15 protein-coding genes are annotated in these 22,096 nt (G+C 71.4%); 7 read left to right on the top strand and 8 right to left on the bottom strand.

Annotated elements, in window-relative coordinates:
- Positions 1 to 18: 18 nt before the first annotated feature.
- From CcI156_RS06640 to CcI156_RS06615, 6 genes are all read right to left on the bottom strand, one after another.
- Complete coding sequence (locus tag CcI156_RS06640; RefSeq protein ID WP_011435188.1) at positions 19 to 1,149, bottom strand: glycosyltransferase family 1 protein; 1,131 nt, start codon at positions 1,147 to 1,149, stop codon at positions 19 to 21.
- Between the two features lie 82 nt (positions 1,150 to 1,231).
- Positions 1,232 to 2,647 carry a glycosyltransferase family 1 protein gene (locus CcI156_RS06635; RefSeq protein ID WP_076804781.1) on the bottom strand — a complete coding sequence of 472 codons (1,416 nt, stop codon included), beginning with the start codon at positions 2,645 to 2,647 and terminating at the stop codon, positions 1,232 to 1,234.
- A gap of 81 nt (positions 2,648 to 2,728) precedes the next feature.
- A complete protein-coding gene (locus tag CcI156_RS06630; RefSeq protein WP_011435186.1) occupies positions 2,729 to 3,004 on the bottom strand; it encodes a hypothetical protein in 276 nt (91 codons plus the stop codon).
- 3 nt (positions 3,005 to 3,007) lie between these two features.
- The gene (locus CcI156_RS06625; RefSeq protein WP_011435185.1) at positions 3,008 to 3,721 is read right to left on the bottom strand and encodes a class I SAM-dependent methyltransferase; all 714 of its coding nucleotides are present in this window, start codon (positions 3,719 to 3,721) and stop codon (positions 3,008 to 3,010) included.
- A gap of 151 nt (positions 3,722 to 3,872) precedes the next feature.
- A complete protein-coding gene (locus tag CcI156_RS06620; RefSeq protein ID WP_076804779.1) occupies positions 3,873 to 5,066 on the bottom strand; it encodes a glycosyltransferase family 4 protein in 1,194 nt (397 codons plus the stop codon).
- Positions 5,067 to 5,071: 5 nt separating this feature from the next.
- Positions 5,072 to 6,055, bottom strand: a complete 984-nt coding sequence (locus CcI156_RS06615; RefSeq protein ID WP_023839898.1) for a glycosyltransferase family 2 protein — start codon at positions 6,053 to 6,055, stop codon at positions 5,072 to 5,074.
- A gap of 212 nt (positions 6,056 to 6,267) precedes the next feature.
- Here CcI156_RS06615 and CcI156_RS06610 point away from each other — a divergent pair, with 212 nt between their 5' ends.
- The 3 genes from CcI156_RS06610 to CcI156_RS06600 all read left to right on the top strand — a co-directional run bounded on the left by CcI156_RS06610 (position 6,268) and on the right by CcI156_RS06600 (position 12,225).
- Positions 6,268 to 6,942: a DapH/DapD/GlmU-related protein gene (locus tag CcI156_RS06610; RefSeq protein ID WP_175637544.1), complete on the top strand. Its 675-nt coding sequence runs from the start codon at positions 6,268 to 6,270 to the stop codon at positions 6,940 to 6,942.
- Positions 6,943 to 7,446: 504 nt separating this feature from the next.
- Positions 7,447 to 9,525, top strand: a complete 2,079-nt coding sequence (locus CcI156_RS06605) for a DUF2142 domain-containing protein (RefSeq protein WP_235462814.1) — start codon at positions 7,447 to 7,449, stop codon at positions 9,523 to 9,525.
- A 366-nt stretch (positions 9,526 to 9,891) separates the two neighbouring features.
- Entirely contained in the window at positions 9,892 to 12,225 is a 2,334-nt protein-coding gene (locus tag CcI156_RS06600; RefSeq protein ID WP_076804776.1) for a WD40 repeat domain-containing serine/threonine protein kinase, read from the top strand.
- On the opposite strand, the gene CcI156_RS06595 is transcribed toward CcI156_RS06600, so the two are convergent.
- Both CcI156_RS06595 and CcI156_RS06590 read right to left on the bottom strand, forming a co-directional pair.
- Positions 12,207 to 13,637 (bottom strand): class I SAM-dependent methyltransferase, encoded by a 1,431-nt coding sequence (locus CcI156_RS06595; RefSeq protein WP_076804775.1) that lies wholly within the window; start codon positions 13,635 to 13,637, stop codon positions 12,207 to 12,209. The genes CcI156_RS06600 and CcI156_RS06595 overlap by 19 nt on opposite strands.
- Entirely contained in the window at positions 13,634 to 16,222 is a 2,589-nt protein-coding gene (locus CcI156_RS06590) for a haloacid dehalogenase (RefSeq protein WP_076804773.1), read from the bottom strand. Before CcI156_RS06590 ends, CcI156_RS06595 begins: the two co-directional genes overlap by 4 nt.
- A gap of 514 nt (positions 16,223 to 16,736) precedes the next feature.
- On the opposite strand from CcI156_RS06590, the gene CcI156_RS06585 reads away from it, so the two are divergent.
- From CcI156_RS06585 to CcI156_RS06570, 4 genes are all read left to right on the top strand, one after another.
- Entirely contained in the window at positions 16,737 to 17,693 is a 957-nt protein-coding gene (locus CcI156_RS06585) for an ABC transporter permease (protein ID WP_076804771.1), read from the top strand.
- Between the two features lie 119 nt (positions 17,694 to 17,812).
- Positions 17,813 to 19,075 (top strand): ABC transporter ATP-binding protein, encoded by a 1,263-nt coding sequence (locus CcI156_RS06580; RefSeq protein WP_076804769.1) that lies wholly within the window; start codon positions 17,813 to 17,815, stop codon positions 19,073 to 19,075.
- Positions 19,072 to 20,490 (top strand): glycosyltransferase family 2 protein, encoded by a 1,419-nt coding sequence (locus CcI156_RS06575; RefSeq protein WP_011435175.1) that lies wholly within the window; start codon positions 19,072 to 19,074, stop codon positions 20,488 to 20,490. The genes CcI156_RS06580 and CcI156_RS06575 overlap by 4 nt, the downstream gene beginning before the upstream one ends.
- Positions 20,487 to 22,091, top strand: a complete 1,605-nt coding sequence (locus CcI156_RS06570) for a glycosyltransferase (RefSeq protein WP_076804768.1) — start codon at positions 20,487 to 20,489, stop codon at positions 22,089 to 22,091. Before CcI156_RS06575 ends, CcI156_RS06570 begins: the two co-directional genes overlap by 4 nt.
- Positions 22,092 to 22,096: the final 5 nt, after the last annotated feature.

The following is a 22,096-nucleotide window of genomic DNA, read 5'->3' as shown; positions in this document are numbered from 1 at the left end:
GCCGGGCCGACGGGCGCCTCAGTGCTCGGCGACCGCCCGCGCGTAGCTCGCGAGATGCGCCTCGGCGCTGGCCGCCCAGGTGAACTCCCGGGCCCGGGCGAGACCGGCCTCACCGAGTTGCCTGCGCCGCTCGGCGTCATCGAGCAGGGCGCCCATCTCCCGGGCGATCGAGCCGGCGTCCGGCTGAGTGTAGGCGACGGCGTCGCCGCCGACTTCCGGCAGCGACAGACGCGGCGTGGTGAGAACCGGGGCGCCGCAGGCCATCGCCTCCAGCACCGGCAGCCCGAAGCCCTCACCGTGCGAGGGATACGCCACCAGTGACGAACCTCCCAGATAGCCCGGCAGGTCGGAGAAGCGCAGATAACCCGGCCGGATCACCCGCAGGTGGCTCGGCACCGAGGCGACGGCGGCATCGACGTCGTCGTCCCAGCCGGAGCCGCCGGCCAGGACGAGCGCGGGCGGCTCGTCCCGCCAGTGCACCGCCTCGGCCCAGCCCCGGATGAGGTTCGGCACGTTCTTGCGCGGCTCCAGCATCCCGAGGAACGCGACGTAGCGCGAGTCGCCGAGCCCGAGCCGGCGGCGCACCCGCCGCTTGTCCTCCTCGGTCGGCGGATGGAAGGTCGACGTGTCGACGCCGTGGTAGGCGACGTCGGTGGTCGTCGACTCCCCGTCGAGCACCCGCACCAACTCGTCCCGGGTGGCCTTCGAGGGGACGATGATCCGGGCCGCCCGGCGCACCGCGGTGCGCATCGCGGACCGGAAGAACGTGCCCTTCACCGCGGTGTGCATGTCGGGCTCGGTGAAGAAGGTGACATCGTGAATCGTCACGCACACGGGCTGGTGCGCCCGCAACGGCATCGTGTAGTGCGGTGAATGGATGACATCGGCATTCACCTGTTCGGCGACCAGTGGCAGCCCGGTCTGTTCCCAGGCCAACCGCGCGGGCCGGTGGGCGATGGCCGCCGGCCCGGACAGAACGGTGGCGTGTGGGGCCATCCGGCTGTAGCGTTCCTCATCCGACCGTTGGCAGACGAGCGCCATGTCCGCGCCGGTCGCGCCCAGCGCCGCGACCAACCCGTCGACATAACGCCCTACGCCACCACGGTCGGCCGGGACCGAAGTGGCGTCGACGAGCACCCGGGGTCCCACGGCGCTCCCTCCCTGACGCGCCACCCGCGACGGGGTGGTCGCTTGCTTCACGGTGACCGCTTGCTTCTCAACGGGGGCAACACTACGCCCGCCCGTCGTCGGCGACGGACACGGCGGGGGAACCGCTGACTCGACGGTAGAGCGCCCACGTCGCCAGTGCTGCCCCTTTCCAGGTAAATGACCGGGCACGGAGACGTCCAGACTCCGACAGCCGCCCCCGCAGGTCCGGATCGCCCATGACCTTCGCCACCKCGGCGCCCAGCGCGGCCGGGTCGTCCACCCCGACCACCACGGCGGCGTCCCCGCCGACCTCGACCAGCGCGGGGGCATCCGAGACGATGACCGGCACACCGTGCGCCATCGCCTCGACGACCGGCAGCCCGAAGCCCTCCGACCGGCTCGGCGCGAGCAATACGCCCGCACGGGACAGGACCACGGCGAGATCCTCGTCACTGAGCCGCCCAAGGGTGCGCACCCGGTCCGCGCCCAGACCGTGCCTGGCCGCCGCCGCGCGCACGTCCAGCCCACCCCAACCGGTCGCGCCGACGTGGACCAACGGCAGGCCCGGATCGTCCGGTCGTCGCAGCGCCGCGAGCGCGGTGTCGAGGCCCTTACGGGGTTCGAGCGTGGCGAGGGTGAGTAGATAACGCCCCGGAGGGGGTAGCCCCATCCGCGCGGCGCGGGCGTCGGCATCGGGCGGAACCCGGACCACCGCGTCGGCGACTCCCTCCCCGATCGCGTGCAGGCGATCTTCGGGGATCGGCAGATGCCGGGCGATCTCGGCCGCCACCGCGAGCGTCGGCACGACGATCGCGTCGGCGTGGCGTGCGGCCCGTTCGCCCATCAGCCGGTGCCACCGGACCCCGTGCGGGGTCAGGGTCTCGGGATGCGTCCAGGGAACGGCGTCGTGGATCGTCACGACGAGCTTCGGGCGCGGCCGGCGCCGGTCCAGGGCATCGCCCAGGGCCGGCGCGACGGTTCCGGAGGCCCAGGAAGCCAGCGACGGACGGGGCGGCGCGCCGGAAAGTCCGGAAGGTGGATATGAGTCCACATAACCAGGGGAGCACCGATAACCAGGAGAACGCCGATAACCAGGAGAACGCCGGGAGCCACCGGACCGTTGCCCGCGCCGGGACCCGGTCCGGTCGTCGAGGCCGCGCAGGGCGTCCGCCACCGAACCGGTCACGAACCCCCGGGTGCCACCCGCGGGTGGCACCAGCAGGGTCGGAGCGTGAATGACGTCTACCCCCGTCGGAGCCGGACCCACGCCACGCGCCCAGGCCACGGCGAGTGCGCGGCGAGGCAGACCGAGCCGGAACGGACCGAGGACGCCGGGCAGCACGGCCGGACCGACCTCTCGGYGCCCGGCACACCACCCGGTCACCCGATCCTCGGGAGCGGCGGTGCGGGCGAGCGCCGCCGCGAGTTCGGCGGAGTAGCGCCCGGTCCCGCCGGGAACCGGCGCGAGCAGCTGCTCGACAAGGAAACCCACACGCACGGGTCACAGTCTGCCCCTGCCTCCTCCGTCCCCGGACAGCCGGCCCGGTCCCCGGACAGCCGGGGCCGGCGGGTCAGCGGGTCAGCGGCCGCGGGCGCGCAGAGCCGCGAGTACCATCACGACGCAGGAGATCCCGCCGACCAGGTATCCCCAGCCCCGATGGCCGAAGAGCGCGAACCCGGCACCCGTCCCGGCCACGATCAGCCCGAACAGCAGCACTGTCAGGACGGCGGCGAGGATGCGCTGGTTGCGCAGGGAGGTGGGGGGCGCCGGCGGGCCCGTCCGCGGGTCGTGCTCCGGCTGCCGGCGCGGTTCACGGCCGGGGCCCGGGCCTGCCGACCGGCCGGCGGGCGCCATCGTTCAGCCCTCCCGTCTGCGGGCGTGGGTGAGTACGACGCTGCCCGCGGTGTCGGGAGCCCGCCGGTCCGACAGGGCGACGGCCGGCGAGAGCACGGCCGCGGCGTTCCATCCCGTCCTGCCGCCCTTGGCGGACAAAGTCAGGTAGAGCCGCTCGGCGCGTTCGCTGCGGAACATGTACGTCTGCCGGATGACCTCAAGCCCGACATCATCGAGCAGCTTGGCGAGATGGTCGCCGGAATAGGTGTGCCTGACGTGGTAGCGCTCGCGGTGCCGGTCGAACAGGTCCGGCCAGGACGCCGCCCGGGTGAGGGCGTCGGCGGACATCACCAGGTCGCCACCCGGACGCAGCACCCGCGCCATCTCGGCAAGCGCGGCCGGACCATCGTCGAAGTGCTCGATGGCGCAGACCGACATGACGACGTCGAACGTGGCCGCGGCGAACGGCAGCGCCAAGGCGTCCCCCTCGACGAGCCCGGGATGCCCGCGCAGCCGGCGACCGAACTGCAGCTTGTGYCGGGCGAGGTCGAGGCACACCGCCCGAGCCCCGCGACGGACGGCCTGGCCGGCCCAGTAGCCGTCACCGCCGGCCACATCGAGCAGGGTGCGCCCGGCCAGTTCTCCCGCCCACGACAGCAGGGTGCCGACCTCCCGGCGGCGCATGACATGTACCTGATGGCCCACGAAGGCGAGGGCGTCGTCCCGCACCGGGCTCACAGGTCGGCCCCGCCCGTCCAGTCAGCCCCGCCGATCCGGTCCGCCTTGCTCATTCCACTCCGCCTTCCGAGTCCACGATTCACCCGTGGGCCGTGACCCATGKATGGGCCGTGACCCATGGATGGGCCGTGACTCGCGTATGCGCCACGGCTCATGTGCGCCCAAGCGCGCCCAACGTCACATCAAGGTAACGCTCCCACGCCCCGTCAACGTCCGGCGGTATGACCTTCGAGCRCAAACCGGCGAGCACGCCGGGCTCGTAGAGCCGCCGCAGCGCCACCGCCAGCGCCTCCGCGTCGTCGGGCGGCACGAGTAGACCGTCCACCCCATCGCGGACCGTGGTGGCGAGCGTTCCCACCGTGGTCGCMACGACCGGCACGCCGTGCAGGTGCGCGAGACCGACGTTCTGCGACGCCGTTCCGGCCCGGTAGGGAAGCACCAGGGCGTCGGCACCAGCGAACAGCGCGGGCACCTCCGCCGCGTCGACATAGCCCGACCGCAGGTCCACCCGGGTGGCCAGGCCGAGCTCCTCGACCAGCCGGGCGATCTCCCCCGTCCCGCCCCAGAACTCGCCGGCGACGGTGAGACGGACGTCCGCCGGCCCGCGGGCCAACGCCCGCAGCAGGACGTCCAGTCCCTTGTACGGCCGCACCAGCCCGAAGAACAGCAGGTTGCGCCGGGTGACGTCGGCGGATGGCCCACCGCGGCCGGCCACCGGCCCGGGCGGCGAGGACGACAGAGCCGAGGACCACAGGTGCGTGGCCATCTCGGCCACCAGGACCGGAGCAGGGGTGAGGCGCGCGGCGAGCTCCGCCTGGGCCGGCGTGTGGACGAGAACAGCCGACGACCGGCGCAGCACCGCACTGGTCAGCGGTTCGTCCACGGCCCGGCGCTCGTGTGGCAGGACGTTGTGGCAGAGCGCGACGACCGTGGGACCCGCACCCCCGGGGTCCGCACCCCCGGAACCCGCTCGCCCGGAAGCCGTGCCCCGGCCGCGCGGCCCCCGGGCCCGCAGTGCGCCGAGGACGCCCAGGTACGCCGGGGCCTGCACGGGAGTGACGACGACCAGGATCACCGCGTCGGCCTGCCGCCGCAGGCGCCTGCCGAGCCGGATCCATCCGTCCGGCCGGCGCCACGACAACGGGTAGCGGGTGACCTCGAACGGCTCCATCTCGGGCTCGGTGACGYGCTGCACGCCGGGATAGAGCCGCGCGGGGTACTGCGCCGACCAGGACTCGACCGCCACCTCGTGGCCCCGCGCCGACAGCCGGTGCGCGAGCTCGGTGGTGTGCTGCGCGATCCCCCCCTTGTAGGGATGGGTCGGACCGACGATCGCGATGCGCACGCCGGTCAGGTGTCGCTGCGCGAGCGGGCCACCAGATCGCCGATCAACGCCAGCACGACGATCTGGAAGCCGACCAGAATCGCCAGCAGCGTTGACGTCGCCACGTGGAAGTCGTAGCGGATCAGGTCCACGATCAGCTTGACGAAACCCAAGCCCATGATCCACAGGGCGACCGGCATGAGAACCTTGATCGGATCGAAGTACATCACCATCCGCAGCACCTGAAGGATGTAACGCCGCGCGTCCCGGAAGGGATGGAACTTCGACGTTCCGGACCGTTTTGCGTAATCGATCGGGATGTAATCCACCGGATGCTGGTTCGACAGGAAGGACATCGTGATCGTGGTGACGCAGGAGAAACCGGGGGGCAGCAGCCGCAGATAGGGCAGGGAGACGTCCCGGCGGAAGGCGCGAAGCCCGGAGTTGAGGTCGGGAATCTTCATGCCGGACAGCCGCTGGGCGATCATCCGGATGAACCATTTCGCCGGCACCCGGGCCCACTTGTGAGTGCCCTCCTCGGTGCGGCGCGCCCCGACGACCTGGTCGACGTCGAGGTTGTCGTCCAGGTAACGGACGAACTCCGGGATGCGCTCGTTCGGGTACGTCATGTCCGCGTCGGTCCAGACGACGATCTTGCCGCGGGCCTCCTGGGTCCCGATCCGGCGGGCCGTGCCGGAACCACCGTTGCGGCGGAACGGCATCACCCGCATGCGCGGAAACCGCGGGGCCACCTCGCGCAGCACCGCGAGCGTGTTGTCGGTCGACTTGTCGTCGATCGCCAGGACCTCGTAGGAGTAACCGCTCGCGTCCATCGCGGCGGTGATGCGCTCGAGTTCGAGCAGCACATGGTCCTGCTCGTTGTAGCAGGGCAGCACGATGGTCACGTAGGGGGCGTCCGGACCGACGGCGGCGACGCCGTCCCCGGAAGCCGCCTGCACTGGGGTGCCGGCCTGCGGATGTTCAGGTCGGTGGATGGCGCTGACACTCACGTCGGTGTGGCTCCCGGTCGTCGTTCCGGCCCAGCRGCGTCCCGGGCCGGCGTCCTGGCGGTCCGACGTCGTCGTTCCCGCTCCGATCGCCGGTCCGTGGCGGTGGTGCACGCTCCGTCGAGGGCTCGCGCACGACTCTAGGGTGGCACGCCCGACCCGGCGAGCCGACAGCCGGGCGGTCCGGCCACCTGGGCAGCGCCTACTGTTGCTCCGTGGGTGCGTTCAAAAGTGATCTGCGGGAGTATGTGCGGCACGTTCGTTCGCTGCGGGCGGCGCAGGAGACCTCGGCCCGCTCGTTCGTGGCCGGGCTGCGTTACCCGCTCGCATACAGGCAACCGATCTGGACCGGTTCCCCCACCGTGATCGAAGGCCGGGAGCGCATCGAGTTCGCCGAGGGCGCGGCGCTGCGGGTGGGGCTCGGCGCGTTCGGGCTGTCGACCCGACGCGATACCTCGATCATCCGGGTGCATCCCGAGGRCCGCCTGCGCTGCGAAGGTGTCGTGTCGCTGCAGCGGGGCGTGCGGATCGTCGTCGACTCGGGCGTGCTGGAACTCGGCCCCGGGGCGAACATCAACGGGTTCGCCAAGATCCTCGTGCGCGAACGCGTCTCGATCGGCGCCTGCTGCAACGTCTCGTGGGACACCCAGCTACTCGACAACGACTTTCACCCGATGGTCGTCGACGGCGTGGAGCAGCCGATGAGCGGACCGATCGTGCTGGAGGACCGGGCCTGGATCGGCGCGGGGGCCATCGTGCTCAAGGGCGTGACGATCGGCGAGAGCGCCGTCGTCGCCGCGGGCTCGGTGGTGACCCGGGACGTGCCGCCCAAAGCCGTCGCCGCCGGATCCCCCGCGAAGATCGTCGGCCACATCGACTCCTGGCGCTGATCCGGCGTCCGGATCACGCGCTCCGGACGCCGGACCTCGGACCTCGGACGCCAGGGTGGGAAGCCGGACGTCGGGGGCAGTCGGACGTCAAAGGCGGCCTCGGCTGTCCGCGTGCCACGCGGACACCTCCGCGGCCACGCCTAAACCGGAATCTTCGCCTCGCCGAAATCCGACAGATCCTGCTATCCGACAGGTCCTGCTATCCGGCGGACTTCGCAGCCGGATAGCCGAGGACATCCGTATCGACCTCCCGATTCAATGACGGTGAACCGGCCCTCGGGYGGTCAGGATGATGGTTGCGGGCTGCGACGTTGATGGTCCGGGAACACTGACGGTCCGGGAACACCGCGACAACGGTCTGGACACCCGCCCGGGAGCACCCTCACCACCGTGCGCGACCAGGGCTGACGGGAGAAGGGCACCCATGATGTCGACGGGGAATCGGGGGTCCGTAGCATGACTCCACCTTCGTCCGATGGGACTCTGCCACTCGTGGGTGACTCTGTGGATTCGACCGCAACGGCCCGCGCCGACGCCGAGGCCGGCGGAGACGTGTTCCCGATGGGGACGCGCTTCCGGCCGTGGGGGATTCTCCGCACCATCCCCGCGGCCATCTGGGTGATCACCCTGCTCTTCACCGCGCTGCTGGCCGGCTGGTCGGTGATGATGCCGCAATACCATGCGCCCGACGAACCAAACCACGTGGACGCTGTGATGCGGCTCGTCGAGGGCAAGGGCTGGCCGCATCCGGGCCATGCGATCGTGACGCAGGGCGGCGTGGGGGCGATCATGGCTGCCCCCTACGGATCCGAGGAGCGGCCCCGCGACCTGTCCGCCGGCCCGTTCACCGCGGCCGACGCCGTCCCCCGCCACGATCGTCCCAGCTGGGAGGAGTTGGACCGGACGCCGGCGCCGGAGGGTAGCATCCAGCAGCTCGTGCAGCATCCCCCGCTGTACTACTGGGTTGACGCCATGATTCTCAAGGCCGTCCCCGGCGGTGGCGACCACCTGCGCTGGGACGAGATCATCGGGATCCTGCGCCTGATCAGCGTGGCAATGGTCGCGCCGTTGCCGTTGCTCGCCTGGGCCGGGGCGAACCGGCTCAGCGGTGGCAGCCGGGTGGCGGGGATCTGTGCCGCCCTGGTACCGCTCGGGATCCCCCAGCTCACCCACATCGGATCCAGCGTCAACAACGACAACCTGCTGGTTCTGACCAGCGGCCTGGCCACGGTCTCGATCGTCTACGTGCTGCGCGGGGACACCTCCCTGCGCACCGCGACCTGGACGGGGGTCTTCGTCGGCCTCGCCCTGATGACGAAGTCACTGGCGATCACGCTGGTTCCCATGGCGGCGCTGGCCTACCTCGTCGCCTGGGGCCGGGCCCGACGCGACGCCCGGGCTGCGTGGGCGCGGGGACCAGCGGTCGCCGTGGCAGTAACCGGACCAGCCGCCATCGCCCCTTACCCGGCCACCCCTTACCCCGCCGGCCCCCGCACAACCGGCCCCCGCACAACGGGCCCTCACCCCACCGGGACGGAGCCCTTCCTGCTCGCCGAGGCCGGACCCGCGGGACCACCCGCCTCCGCGCTTCGCGTGCCCTGGCGCCAGCTGCTGCTTGGCGGCGCGCTGGCGATCGCGCTCGGCGGCTGGTGGTGGATCGTCAACATCGTCCGCTACGGCACCTTCCAACCGGAGACGCCGGGATTCCCGCTCGGCCAGTATCTGGGCGACGACTGGGGTGCCTACACCGAGCTGCTGATCAACGGGACGATCCTGCGCTGGTGGGGATCCTTCGGATGGTTCGAGGTCAACCTGACGACGGTCCCGGTGCGCACGGGCACCGCCGTCGTCATCGTCTTCTTCGCCCTCGCCCTCATCCGGGCCCGGACCGGACGCATCCGGGTGGACCTGCTGTTCCTGCTCTGGCCCACCTGGGCGCTGTTCGGCCTGATGACCCTGCAGTCCGCGAAGAACTTCGACAGGTACTTCCACGTCAGCGGGATCTCCGGCCGCTACCTGTACGCGGGCCTGGCGTCGCTGGCGATCGGGGTCGGGATGGGTGCGGCGGCGACCGGCCGTTATCTCTCCCGGATCATGCCGCTGCTCTTCCTGGCCGGCGCGACCACCCTGCAGGCCTGGGCGATCTCGATGGTGTTTCCGCACTTCTGGCGACCCACGGGCGGCGACCTCAGCGACGCGTGGGACGCGATGGTGGCGTGGGCCCCATGGCCGCAGGGCGCCCTGACGTGGCTTGCCGGCGCGGTGTGCGTCCTCGCCGTGGCAGCCCTGGCCTGCTGCATCGGGGTCCTTGTCACCGGCGGTCCGGCCACCCGCTCCGCCGGCGGGGCCCCCGCTCAGCCTCCGTCCTCGTCCAGGGGACGGTCGCCATCGACGGGACAGCGGCCGGCTCCACCCCTCGCGCCGTATCCGTCGCACCTGCCGCCGAAACGGCCGCGGACCGCCGGCGCGCCGGATGCCACCACCGGCTCGAAGGCGGTCACCGGCTCGGGCCCGGCGGCCGGCACGAGTCCGGAGCCCACCGGCCAGGGCCCCTCCGCCGCGGGGCATCCGCGCTCCCCCTGATCCGGCATCGCCGACAAGGAACCGGAAACCATCCGACCATCGTGCGCGTTCTCTCACGGAGAGTAACACTGAATCCTGGGCCTCGGACAAGGCGCAACCGGCCACGGCGGCGCTGCGCATCGGGGCTCGGGGGCCTCGGATGGTGATTCCGAGGCGCATAGGATCCGCGATGTCAACCATCTCGGTTCGGGAGGGGTCTTGCGCCGCAAGCGGGAGACGGGCAACGCGGGGACGGTGGCGCCCCCGTCCGCATCGCCCGCTCGACCCGACCCCGCCTCCGAAGCGAACCCCGTGGGACCCGAGACGCCCTCCGGACCCGCCGCTCGGTCGGGACGGGGGACGTCCTCGGCGCCGRGCTTCGGCCCGGTGGGCGGCAGCGGTCTGACGGGGCCGTCCATCGAGCCCCTCGACAGCGGCGACCCGACCGAACTGGGCCAGTTCACGCTGCTGGGACGCCTCGGTGAGGGCGGGATGGGGACCGTCTTCCTCGGGCGGGGCAGGCCGGACGTCGCCGAGCACGCCGGCCGGCTCGTCGCGGTCAAGGTCATTCGGCCCGACCTGGCCCGGGTGCCCGAGTTCCGGGCCCGGTTCCGCCGGGAGGCCGACATCGCGCGCCGGGTCGCCCGCTTCTGCACCGCCGAGGTACTCGGCGTCGTCGATCCGCCGGACGGGCGGCCCTACCTCGTCACCGAGTACATCGACGGCCTCACCCTCGCCCAGACGGTGGCCGCGGACGGCCCGCTGCGGTCGGCCGACCTGGAGCGCGTCGCGGTCAGCGTGGCCGCGGCGCTGACCGCCATCCACGGCGCCGGCCTCGTACACCGTGATCTCAAACCGTCCAACGTGCTGCTCTCAGCCTTGGGTCCCCGCGTCATCGACTTCGGCATCGCCCGGGCGCTGGACGCCCCGACGATGCTCAGCCAGGAGATCCAGCGGATCGGTACACCGGCGTTCATGGCCCCGGAGCAGGCCAACGGCGAGCCGGTGACGGCGGCGGCGGACGTCTTCGCGTGGGGTGGCCTGGTGACCTATGCGGGCACCGGTTCCTTCCCCTTCKGGGACGGGCCGACGCCGGTGCAGCTCTACCGCGTCGTACACMGCGAACCACTGCTCGACGGTCTCGCTCCAGCCCTGCGGCCGATCGTCGAAGAGGCCATGCGCAAGGACCCGGCCACCCGGCCGAGTGCCCAGGAGCTGTTCCTGCGTCTGGTCGGAATGGGTCCGACCACGCATCCCGACCCGGAGGTGACCCGCGTCATCCGTGCCGGGGTGTCGATGCCCGCGCCMCCGCAGCGGACCGACCCGGACCGCTGCGCGCCCGGACAGATGTCTGYCCCGGGCGGGTCTGCCTCAAGCGGGTCGGTCGGCGCCGGGCCGCCCGTCGACCTGTCGGCACGGGACCGCGGCCGGTGGAACTGGYGCCGCGTCGCGCTGCTGGCCGCCCCGCTCCTCGCGGTCCTGCTCATCGCGGCCCTCATACCATTCGCGCTCACCACCGGCAGTGACCGGCGGCCGAGCCGGGAGGAGACGGCCGCTCGCGTCGCTCTGGCCGCCGAGGCCGTCCGCAACTCCGATGCGAACCTGGCCGCCCGGCTGTCCCTGGCGGCCTACCGCATCAGCCCGGTGCGGGAGGCCCGCGCCGCCCTGCGCACCTCCTTCGCCGCCGCGACGGCGACGGTGCTCGACGGGCACACGCAGTCGGCGCTCGGTGTGGACATCAGCCGGGACGGGCGCCTGCTGGCCTCGACCGGTGCCGACAACCTCGTCCAGCTGTGGGACATCTCCGCGCGTTCCCATCCGGTGAAGCTCGCCACCCTGGCCAGGCACACCTCGTGGACGCTCGACGCGGCGTTCAGCCCGGACGGACGGCTGCTCGCCACGGTCAGCTACGACCGGTCGGTGATCCTGTGGGACCTCGGYGATCCGCGCCACCCCGTCGAACTCTCCGTCATCCTCGGACACAACGRCTGGGTACTCGACGCCGCGTTCAGCCCGGACGGGAAGGTCCTCGCCACCTCGGGCTATGACAACACGGCCCGGCTGTGGGACGTCACCGATCCGCSCCGCCCCAGTCAACTGTCCGTGCTCGACCGCCACACCAGTTGGGTGAACGAGGTCGCGTTCAGCCCGAATGGTCACCTGTTGGCGACCGCCAGCGCCGACCGGACGGCCCGGCTGTGGGACGTCACCGATCCGCGCCGGCCGCGACCGCTCGCGGCCATCACCGCGCACACCGACTACGTGTGGGCGGTCGCCTTCAGCCCGGACGGCCGGCGCCTCGCCACGGGCGCCTATGACGGTACGGCCCGAATCTGGGACATCACCAATCCGTCTCGGCCGGCGGCCACCGCTTCCTTCCCGGCCGACGAGAAATGGGTGTTCGACGTGGCGTTCAGCCCGGACGGCAGGACCCTGGCCACCGCGGGCTGGGACACCACGGTGCACCTGTGGGATGTCACCGAACCGGGCCGGCCGCCGGCGATCGGCACCATCACCGGGCACGGGGACTGGGTGCAGGCCCTGGCGTGGACACCGGACAGCCACAGCATCGCCACGRCAAGCGACGACTACACCGTGCGCATCAGCCGGATCGGTGACGCCGACCTGATCGCCGCCGCGTGCGCCGACCCGTCGAAGCAGATCACCGATGCCGAATGGCAGCGCCACATCTCAGACGTGCCCTACCAACCGGTCTGCTGACCATCYGAGGTCCGCTCCGAGGGCGGTCGCCGCATGCCCGGCGGCGCCGCTGCCGGCGGGGGTGGCACCGGGGTGGCCGAGCGACGGCGCAGCGCGGGCAGGGCGCCGCGACCCGCGCCGGCATCGGCGATCCGCGTCTGTACCCTCGCCAGGCGGTCCTGTCCGGTGGTGCTCAGCCGGGACCGCAGCACCGAGTTCGCGATCCGCGCGACCTGCATCAGCTTGGGCTCGTCGACGTCCGCGGCCGCCCAGTGGCTCTGGGCCCACCGCTCCTCGCGTTCCTGCTCGCGCCGGCGGAGCTCGGCGACCTCCTGCTCAAGCTGGGCGATACGGTGCAGGTGCTCGAGCTCGATGGCCGCGAGCCGGCTGCGCTCGTCGTCCAGGCGCGCCCACTCCCGCTGCCGCGCCCGGGCGACCGCCGCCGCGGTGTCCTGCAACCGCAGGACGTGCAGGTAGAGGTCGATGCGGTTGCGCTCCAGGCGGGAAAGTAGCCGGTTGGACACCCACGGAATGAGCAGGTCGGCGACGCGACGCGCCCAGGGAGCCCGCCGGTCGATCACCACGCCCAACCCGAAGATCGGTGCCACGGTGAAGAAACGCAGGTCAGGGTGGTCTGCGACGAAGTCCTCGACGGCCGTGCGCACCCCGTTACGCGGACCGCCCTCGGTCAGCGCCCAGGCGAAGGCTCCCATGCCCCGAAATCCCCCGGGAACCGTCTCCMTGTTGTCGATCTCGACACCGACGTCCCACGAGTGCGGCTGCCGGGCGCCCTCGGGAATGCGGTCGGGGTTGTAATACTGGTCGCGCCGGCCTGCCGGCCAGCCGACGTCGTGCAGGATCACCAGGGGAAAGTAGGACCGGCCGAACAAGGTGACCGCTCGGTCGATCTCGGTGAGCTCGCCGTGCACGGTGGCGTAGTTGTGGTCCCCGTCGATGAGGTAGGCGTCGGTCGGCGCGTGGCCGTCGAGCGCCTGCGGGCTGTGCCCCCGGATCACGTGCACATCGAGGCCCCCGCCGGAGGCCGGCGACACCCCGGGCTCGGGATCGATGACCACTAACCGCCCGCCACCGCCACGGCGCAGCAGGTCGACGAGGAGCGAGGTGGTGACCCCGCTCTCGGAACCGATCTCCGCGATGCTGCGCGCCCCGGACGTCTCCAGCAGCGGCACCCAGATCTCGCGCAGATCGGRCAGGGAGTGCAGGAGCAGGGGCGCCAGCGTGGGTTCGGCGGCGTCCCCGACCTCGACGGCGTGATCGCCCTGCCAGGTGGGCGCCGTGCCTGGTCCGGTGCCCGGTCCGGTGCCTGGTCGGGCCTCGAGGTCCGTTCCGGCGTCCATCCCGGCGGCGACGGCGGCGAGCTCGGCGAAACTGTCCCGAACCTCGCTGCGCTCTGAGTCCGGGTGGTCCGTCACCGCGATCCCCCGAGCTCGCGCCGGATCTTGCRGGCCGCCCGCAGCGGCAGACCGTCGCGGGCGGGCTCCGCCGCGGGCAGGGCCAGCGGATCACCCCGGATGCCCATCCAGCCGAACGCCAGCTCGACGTCGAGGGCGTAGACCCCGGCGAGCTGCGGCTGTGTGGCGAGGTCGATCGTGTAGACGAACTGTGGGTCGTCCCCGGTGATCTCTACCAGGTTCGGCTGGAGCAGCCGGCAGCCGAGGAGGGCGAGCTGCTGGGCGGGATCGTCCAGCGAGGTGATGGTTATCTTGTCCGGCTCTGGGGTGTTGTTGATATGAAAGGACAGCGTCAGCCAGTCCAGGCGGAGCAGACCGCGCCGACCCGCCGGGTCGATGCGGATCCGGCGTACCCCGACCGCCTCCAGGCTGAGCCGGACGATCGACAGGCCGTCGCGGGCCGACCGGGTGACCGCCGTCTCCTTCGGACCGTTGACGAAGTCCCCGCCCGTGTCGATGTAGACCTCCACGGGCCCCGCCGCGGCCTCGGGCGAGACCTCCTCCGGCGGGATGCCCGCGGCGGCGGCCAGCCCGCTGATCACGGCCAGCGGCCGGTTCGCGACCCCGGCCACCCCGGCGGGCCAGTAAAGCTCGCGCATGGAGATCCGGTCGATGTCGGCCGGGGTGAGATACGGCATCCGGCGGACCAGCTCCGGCGGCAGCAGGCCCTCGGTGGCGTCGGAGCCGAAGTTGTCGTCGTGCGCCCAGGCACCGAAGGCCGCGGCCTCCACCGCGGTCGGCCGGGCGACGAAGCGGGTCAGCGTCCGCAGCCCCGCCTGGCGCGCCCCGGCGCAGGCCAGCGACGGCATCGGGGTCTCCGAGCGCCGGTAACGCAGCCATTCCCGCTGGAAGGCCAGGACGCCGTCCTGGACGGCGGCTCGCTGGGCGACCTGCGTCCGCGAGGTCCGGTCGATGCTGAGCACCGGATTACCCATCTCGTCGAAGGAGACCAGTGACCCGACGTCGGGCATGCAAAGCTGCTCGAGTACCTCGGGGCTACGCATGAGCTGGTTCGCCAGGGTCTCGGGCTGACCGCTTGTCGCAACATATCCCTCCAGCTCCAGACCGGCCAACCGGTGCGTCATCGCCGCCTGGTTCGTAGCCAGGTACAGGCCGAGGATGTCCAGCCCGCGGCCGGTGGAGGCGAGCAGCCGGGTGAGCAGCGCCTGGATCGTCCCGCCCCAGCCCAGGTCGAGGAAGACGACCCGGCCGCTCTCGGGTAGCTGGCTGTCGAGGTAGCGCACGTAACGCTCACGCAGGCGGGACGCGGTCAGCACGATCTCGCTGCGGATCCGCTCATCGGAACAGAGCGCCTCGAGGGTGTCGTCGAGCAGGCCGGGCACGTCGAGGCGGCGGTCGGCCAGCGCCGAGATGCCGGCGACGTTCTCCAGCCGGACCCCGAGCTGGCGCAGCAACTGCCCCACACTCGGCGCGTGCCGACGGACCAGGAAGCTCCTGAGCTCCTCGGGGTTGCCCTCGAAGACGTTGGCCAGCGCGCACACCTGCCGCGACGCCCACAGCGTCGAAATGGTGACCCCGACATCCTCGCCGGGACCGACGAGCAGGCGGGAAAGGAAGTCGCCCTCCCGCATCAGGCAGTGGATGTGGTCGGCGCCGAAGTCACGGGCCCGTTCCACAGCCCACTCCGCGAAACCGGTGAAGACCGGCCCGAAGACCGTCGCGCCGGCCTCCCAGTACCGGCGCAGCCCCGCGGGGACCGCGAGGGCGTCGGCACGGTGCAGTGACCGGGCTCGCAACGCGGTCATCCCGTAGTCGCCGTCTACCGGGTCGATCGGGAGGTCGTCGCTCGGCGCCTTACGCAGACCCTCGAGCTCAAGGGTCTGCTCCAGCGCCCCGGAGTACTTCGGGTAATGGATGGCGACAAGCCCGTGCTCGCGGGCGCCCTCGACGTCGGCGACGGGGTGGTCGCCAAGGTGCACGACCCGGGACGGCCGCAGGTTCGACGCTGCGAGCATGTGCTGGAACAGCCCGTCACTCTTCGACGTCCCTGCGTCGGAGGAGGTGAAGATGTGGGTGAAGGGCACGCCGGCCAGCTCCGGCCGGTTCAGCAGCCGTTCGAGCTGGCCGGCCGAGAAGTACGTGTCGGACAGCAGGTAGACCGGCAGGCCGAGCTTCGTCATGGCGAGCTCGGCGAGCTCCACCACGGCGAGGTCGGCGCGGCAGAGCTCGCGTTCGACCGCGACCTCTGCGTCCAGGAGGTCCTGGACGCCGGGGGCACCGGGTAGCGCAGGCAGCAGCAGCTGCCAGATCTCGTCCAGCCGCACCTCATGGGTACCGCGGGTGGCCTCGGCGTGCAGGCGGGCCAGCTGCTCGGCGTGGACCCGCAGCCGGGCAAACTCGCCCGGGGAGACGCTGGCGGGCAGGTGGCCCGCGTCCGCGAGCCRCCGGCCCAACAGCACGAAGGCATGGGCGGGCTCTGGCACCATGCGCCACAGGAGGGTGTCGAAGACATCCAGAGTCAGGGCCTGTGCCCCGCCCGACTCCAGGTGCGACCACACTTCGCGTAGCCGGACGTCGGTGAACACGACCGTCCTCTCCGTGCGGCCGGTTACGACCGCTCCATGCGGCCGGTTACGACCGCCTCCGCCGGGTCAGCCACGACGGCCGGCGTGCGTCGGGATTCTCCCCCGCGGCCTCGGCCGGCCGAAGCCAGATGGACGGATCAATACTATGAACCGTGCTCTGGCCGTCGGCCACMGGAGTGGGTGGCGTCGCCCGCCCGGCGATGGCACGGTACCGTCCGATTCTGACGAGAAGCGGGCCAGTTCGACCCTGGACACCATTGACTATTCTTCCGCAAGCAGGGCGATACTCTCGGTAGCCGGAAAAGAYGGCCGGTCGAGTCGCGGAACCCGCTTGGACGTGGGACGAACCAGGGGCGCCTCGGTCTCGGTAGTGTTCAGGTCCCCGAAGTGTCGAGCCGAAGTGTCGAGCCGAAGTGTCGAGCCGAAGTGTCGAGGAGGAGCGGACAGGTGCAGCTCCAGTCGCGCCATGGCGGCGAGCGGTACCCGCGCGTTCGGGAGACGGGGAGGGCGGGCCGTGTCACATCTGGCTGACGCCGCGCTGCCGCCGGTGGCTCCGTCCGCCCCGGAGCCGCAGACCGGTCCGCCAGGGCCGCCCGGGCCGGAGCACCATCACGCGCTGGACGTGAGCCGGCTGGCCCGTCGCAGCCGGGCCCAGACGAGGGTGCGCTGGGAACTGCTGCGCAATCTCATCCGCAAGGATCTCAAGGTCAAGTACAAGGGGTCGACGCTGGGATTCGCCTGGTCACTGGCGAACCCGATGCTCCTTCTCGTCGTGTATACCTTCGTGTTCCAGATCGTGCTGAAATCAGGAATCCCCCGCTTCGGTATTTACCTGATGTCCGGGCTGCTCGTCTGGAACGCCTTCTCGGGCAGCGTGTCCGCGTCCTGCGGCAGCGTCGTGGCGAACGCGAACCTCGTCAAGAAGGTCCGCTYTCCCCTCGCCGTGCTCCCCCTGTCGGCGGTCGGCTTCGCCGCGGTGCACTTCCTGCTGCAACTGCTGGTCCTGTTCGTGGTGATCCTCGCGCTCGGCTACAGCCTGCTCGGCCCCGAGCTGCTGCTGCTCGTCCCGGCCGGAGCCGTCGCCCTCACCTTCACCGTGGCACTGTCCCTGCTGGTCAGCGCGCTCAACGTGCGTTACCGCGACACCGCCCATCTGCTCGACGTGGCGCTGCTCGCCTGGTTCTGGCTGAATCCCATGGTGTACGCCTTCGGCCTCATCCAGAACAGGTTGGCCGACCTGACCTGGGTGTATCTGCTCAACCCGATGGCCGTCGTGGTCATCACGTTCCAGCGGGCGATCTACGATCCACCCCCGGGTAACTCGACGGGCTCCGCCCCCATCCTGGCGAACCCCGGTTACACGTTCTACCTGGAACATCTCGCCGTCGCCGGGGTGAWCTCCCTCGCCCTGCTGTGGCTGGGGCTGCACGTGTTCCGCGCCCTGCAGGCGGACTTCGCCGAGGATCTGTAGTCGGCCCGTGGCGGACCGGCCCTGTCCTCGTCGCCCGCCGAAGGCCCCGGGAGCCAGCACGCCGACCGCGGTGCGATCATGWTGGGACGTCCGCAGGCGGCCAGCAAGGAGTAGCAGTAGTGGCCCGATACTCGTCCGCGTACCCGCCGAGCCCCGCCGCCCCGCCCGAGGGCAGGGAGGCCGCCGCGTCACCCGACCCGGCGCGCGAGGCGCCCGTGGTGATCGAGGCCGCCGGAGTGAGCAAGAAATTCGTCTCGTACCACAACCGGGCGACCAGTCTGAAGGAACGGTTCGTMCGTCGGGGCGGCCCCGCCGGGGACGACTTCTGGGCACTGCGCGACATCGACGTGACGATCGGACGAGGCCAGACGGTCGGTCTCGCCGGTGCGAACGGCTCGGGCAAGTCGACGCTGCTCAAGGTGCTCGCCGGGATCCTGCGCCCGACAGACGGACGGGTCTCGGTACACGGTCGGATCGCCTCGCTGCTCGAACTCGGTGCCGGGTTCAACGGCGAGCTCTCCGGCCGGGACAACGTCTACCTCAACGCGTCCCTGCTCGGACTGTCCAAACGGGAGATCGATCAGCTCTTCGACTCCATCGTCGACTTCTCCGAGCTGCGCCACAAGATCGACGATGACGTCAAGCACTACTCGTCGGGCCAGTACGTCCGCCTCGGCTTCGCCGTCGCCGTGCACGTCGACCCGGACGTGCTGCTCGTCGACGAGGTCCTGGCCGTCGGGGACGAGGCGTTCCAGCGCAAGTGCCTGGCCAAGATCGCCGAATTCCGGGCCCAGGGCCRCACGATCCTGTTCGTGACGCACTCCCTCGACCTCATCGAGAACATGTGCGATCGCATCCTGGTCTTGGAGTCCGGGTCGCTGTTCTTCGACGGCCCGCCGGCCGTGGGTACCAAACTGCTGCGGCAGAAGCTGGGCAGCCTGCCCGCGGGGGAACCGGTCTCCTACCAGTACGCCACGGTCAGGCCGGAGTCGGTCACCTTCAGCCACGAGCCGGGCGGGCCGCCCACCGTGCAGTACGGCCCCGGCGAGTCCCTCACCGTCAGCGTCGAGTTCGACGTCACCGAGGGTGCCCCCGAGCACGTGTACCTGCACACCTACATCGTCGGCCAGAACGAGGTGCCGATCTGGATGATGGAGACGCCACTCGGCGGGCTCGCCATCGGGCCAGGCCGCCACATCGTCGACTTCTCGGTACCACGCCTGCCCGAGCTGCTCGGCGCCTTCGCGGTGAAGGTGCACGTCTCGGACGCCGCCACCGGCGTCCCGGTCACCACCCGCCGGTTCGAGGAGCTGTTCGGCGTCGGTGGTGCGCAGGCGGACGGACTGCTCAAGGTCGACTACGATGCGAGGTTGCGCGGATGAGCGAGGAACGCCCGACCCGGCCGGAGGCGGGATCGGCCGTCGAGTCGAAGACCGTCGAGCCGCTGGCGACCATCGTGATCGTCAACTGGAACGGCGCGCATCTCCTCCCGGCCTGCCTGGACGGCATCGCCAAGCAGGAGGCGGATTTCGCCTACCAGACCTGGGTGGTCGACAACGCCTCGTCCGACGGCTCGCGGGAGCTGCTCGCCGAGCGCTACCCCTGGGTACGCGTGGTGCCCGCGGAATGCAACCTCGGTTTCGCCGGCGGCAACAACCTGGCGCTGCGCCAGGTCACGACGCCGTTCGCGGTCCTGGTGAACAACGACGCGATCCCCGAGCCCACCTGGCTCGCGGCGCTGCTGGCGCCGTTCGACGAGCCCGGCGGCCGGCATCTCGGCGCCACCACCGGCAAGGTCGTCTTCCTCCCCCGGTTCCTGCGGATCAGGCTGCACACGCCTACCTTCGTCCCGGGTCCGCACGACTCCCGCGAGCTGGGGGTGCGGGTGTCCTCGGTGACGGTGGACGGGCGCGAGGCGCTGCGCGAGGTGCTCTGGGAGAACCTCACCTATGGTGCCGAGGGACCGAGCGGCTCGCCGTACTTCTGGACCCGAGGGGACGGCGAACTGTGCGTGCCGATCCCCGACGGCGGCCCGGTCACCCTCGGGTTCACCTGGGCGGCGGAATCGCGCAAACAGGTCACCCTGAGCTGGGACGGCCCGACCGGCACGTCGGCCGGAGGGCGAGCGGACCTCGCGGTGGGCCCCGAGTCGACGACGGTGTCGCTGACCGTCGGCGGTGAGGCGCCGCGGGTGGACGTCATCAACAACGTCGGCGGCATCGTCCTGACCGACGGTTACGGTGCCGACCGTGGTTACCAGCAGGTCGACGTCGGCCAGTTCGACCAGCCGGAGGACGTGTTCACCGCCTGYGGGAACGGGATGGCGATCCGTTCGTCGCTCGGCCACGAGCTCGGCTGGTTCGACGACGCGTTCTTCCTCTACTACGAGGACACCGACCTGTCCTGGCGGATCCGGGCCCGCGGGTACGGCATCCGCTACGTCCCGGGGGCGGTGCTGCGTCACATCCACTCGGCGTCGAGCGTCGAATGGTCACCGCTGTTCGTCTTCCACACCGACCGCAACCGGCTGCTGATGCTCACCAAGGACGCGACCGCGCCGATGGCGCTGGCCGCCGTGATCCGCTACCCGCTGACCACCGTCTCGATCGCGGTGCGCACGCTGCGCCAGGCCTGGCGCGCGCGCAGCCAGCCCGCGATCCGACCGACCCTGCTGCGGCTGCGGGTGTATGGCTCCTACCTGCGGCTGCTGCCCGACATGCTGCGGGCCCGGCGCGAGATCGGGCGCAGCGCCGCGCAACGGCGGGCGAGCCTGCAGAGCTGGCTGGTGTCCCGATGAACGATCCCGCGAGAGCCGGCCAACCGGCCGAGAACGACCAACCGGCCGACGGGGTGCGGGCGGCGGTCTACAACCGGTTCTGGCACTCCATGGGCGGCGGGGAACGCCACAACGGCATGATCGCCCAGGTACTGGCCGCCGAGGGCGCCGTGGTCGATCTCCTCGGGCACTCCGAGGTCGACCTCGCGGCGCTCGGCGAGCATCTCGGGCTGGATCTCGCCGACTGCCGGTACGTGCGGTTGCCGGACCGGGGCGAGGAGGCCATCGCCGTCCTCTCCAGGCGCTACGACCTGTTCGTAAACGGTTCGTACATGAGCCGGATCATGCCGAAGGCCCGCCACTCGGCGTACCTGTGCTTCTTCCCGACGCCGTTCGACCACGACATGGCGGCCTGGCGCAAGGCCGCGGTCCGCACGGCCGGGCCGCTGCTGCGCGGGGTTCGCCCAGCGGTGAGCTTCGGCCAGGGCTGGTACCCGCCGGAGGGCGGCCGCCGCCGGCAGTGGACCTGGACGAACGGGGCGGGCATCCTCGCCGTCAGCCCGGGCAAGCGGCGCACCCTGCGCGCCGATATCGGCCGGCCCGGCGCGCCCGTCGGTACGGCGTTGCGCCTCCTCGACGCCGACGGCGGCGTGCTGGCCAAGCTGCGGATCGGCACCGACTTCACCCCGTTCGAGGTATCGCTGCCGCCGTCGGCGAACGGTACCGAGCTCACCCTGGTCAGTGACGCGTTCTCGCCAGGCGCGGCGGACGTGCGCGAACTCGGCGTGGCGGTGAGCCGCCCCCGGGTCACCGATGGTGGCGAGGGGCCGATCGCCCGGCTCCCGCTGCGTTTCCCCTGGCTGCTGCGGGACCCGGCCGACCTCGGCTACCTCGACGGCTACGACGTGGTCATGGCCAACTCGCGGTTCACCCGCGGCTGGATCCGCCGGTTGTGGAAGCGCGACGCCGACCTGCTGTTCCCCCCCATCCAGGTGGAACGGTTGCATCCGGCGCCGCGGCGGGAGAAGGCCGTCGTCACCGTCGGCCGGTTCTTCGCCCCCGGCCTCGGCCACGCCAAGCGACAGCTGGAGATGGTGCAGTGGTTCGGCGACCTGTACCGTGCGGGCAACCTGCCCGACTGGACGATGCACGTCGTCGGCGGCTGTGAGGACTCTCAACTGCCCTACCTGGAACAGGTCCGGGCGGCCGGCGCGGGGCTGCCGGTGGAGATCCATCCCAATGCCCCGCGCGCCGAGGTCGAACGGCTGCTCTCGACCAGCTCGGTGTTCTGGTCGGCCACCGGGTACGGCGAGGACGATGACCGGCGTCCCTGGACGGCGGAGCACTTCGGGATGACCACCGTCGAGGCGATGGCCGGGGGCTGCGTTCCCGTCGTCATCGACCGGGCCGRCCAGCGAGAGATCGTCCGGCACGGAATCGACGGCTACCGATGGACCGGCCCGGAGCAGGTTGCCTCCTTCACTCGCCGGCTCGCCGCCGAGGACGGTCTACGCGGTCGGCTCGCCGCCGCGGCGATCGAACGCGCCCAGACCTTCTCCGATGCGGCGTTCGCGCGGCAATGGCGGGAGATCGCCATCCGGCACGGGTTGTACGAGCGGTGAACCGG

The organism is Frankia sp. CcI156 (assembly GCF_001983015.1).
Taxonomy (GTDB): Bacteria; Actinomycetota; Actinomycetes; order Frankiales; family Frankiaceae; genus Frankia; species Frankia casuarinae.
Note: the sequence above shows the minus strand (reverse complement) of the source record. Positions and strands in the feature narration are given on the sequence as shown.

Excerpts from the sequence above, each read along its gene's own strand:
- CcI156_RS06630 (WP_011435186.1), bottom strand. The coding sequence starts at position 3,004 with ATGGCGCCCGCCGGCCGGTCGGCAGGCCCGGGCCCCGGCCGTGAACCG.